This window comes from Streptomyces lancefieldiae (genome assembly GCF_031845825.1).
Taxonomy (GTDB): domain Bacteria; phylum Actinomycetota; class Actinomycetes; order Streptomycetales; family Streptomycetaceae; genus Streptomyces; species Streptomyces lancefieldiae.
In genome coordinates, this window is record NZ_JAVRFH010000206.1 from 1 (window position 1) to 1,498 (window position 1,498).

1 protein-coding gene is annotated in these 1,498 nt (G+C 70.6%); it reads right to left on the reverse strand.

All coding sequences use genetic code 11. From position 1 onward, the window contains the following. The coding region (locus RM812_RS41630; RefSeq protein ID WP_311586146.1) for a 2-oxoacid:acceptor oxidoreductase subunit alpha at positions 1–1,498 on the reverse strand (1,498 nt) is incomplete at both ends.

Genomic DNA, 1,498 nt, shown 5'->3' on the forward strand with positions numbered 1-1,498 from the left:
CCCCGGTCGGGTCGTCGACCTCGAGGTCGGGGACGTCGATGCCGTCGATCTTGGCCTGGCGGGTGCGGACCATGAAGTCGTGGTTGGCCGGGTCGTAGGAGATGTTCCCGGTGCCGTCCTGCTTCTCGATGCCGCCGATCCGGTGCTCCAGCCCGGGCGTGCCCGGCACGGCCCAGGGACGGGCGAGGGTCTGCGGGTCGCGTTTGTACGGCCAGAACACCTCGGTTCCGTCGTCCAGGGTGTGGTTCGGGCCCTGGGCGAACTGCGGGGCGAGGTCGGGCAGTTCGTCGGTCTCGGGGATCCGCCACGGCTCGCTGCCGTTGGCCAGGTAACCGTCGGAGAGGAGGAAGACCGGGGTGCGGTAGGCCAGCGCGATCCGCGCCGCCTCCAAGGCGGCGTCGAAGCAGTCGGCCGGGGTGCGCGGGGCGACGACCGGGACCGGCGCCTCGCCGTTGCGCCCGTACATCGCCTGCAGCAGGTCGGCCTGCTCGGTCTTGGTCGGCAGGCCGGTGGACGGCCCGCCGCGCTGGATGTCCACGACCAGCAGCGGCAGCTCCAGCGAGACCGCCAGCCCGATGGTCTCGCTCTTGAGCGCCACCCCGGGCCCGCTCGTCGTCGTCACCGCCAGCGAACCGCCGAACGCGGCCCCCAGCGCCGCCCCGATCCCGGCGATCTCGTCCTCGGCCTGGAAGGTGCGCACACCGAAGTTCTTGTGCCGGCTGAGCTCGTGCAGGATGTCCGAGGCCGGGGTGATCGGGTACGAGCCGAGGAAGAGCGGCAGGTCGGCCTGGCGGGAGGCGGCGATCAGGCCGTAGGCCAGGGCCAGGTTCCCGGAGATGTTGCGGTAGGTGCCCGGCGGGAACGCCTTCGCCGCCGGCGCCACCTCGTAGGAGACCGCGAAGTCCTCCGTGGTCTCACCGAAGTTCCAGCCCGCCCGGTAGGCGGCGATGTTCGCCGCGGCGATGTCGGGCTTCTTCGCGAACTTCGACTTCAGGAACTTCTCCGTGCCCTCGGTGGGCCGGTGGTACATCCAGCTCAGCAGCCCGAGCGCGAACATGTTCTTGCTGCGCTCGGCCTCCTTGCGGGTGAGGTCGAACTCCTTGAGGGCCTCCACGGTCAGCGTGGTCAGCGGCACCGGGTGCAGGCGGTAGCCGGCGAGGGAGCCGTCCTCCAGGGGGGAGGTCTCGTAGCCGACCTTCTGCATCGCCCGCTTGGTGAACTCGTCCGTGTTGACGATGATCTCCGCCCCGCGCGGCATGTCCCCGATGTTCGCCCTGAGCGCGGCCGGGTTCATCGCGACCAGGACGTTGGGGGCGTCGCCCGGGGTGAGGATGTCGTGGTCGGCGAAGTGCAGCTGGAACGACGAGACACCCGGCAGCGTCCCGGCGGGCGCCCGGATCTCGGCCGGGAAGTTCGGCAGCGTCGACAGGTCGTTCCCGAAGGACGCGGTCTCCGAGGTGAAACGGTCACCGGTGAGCTGCATACCGTCACCCGAATC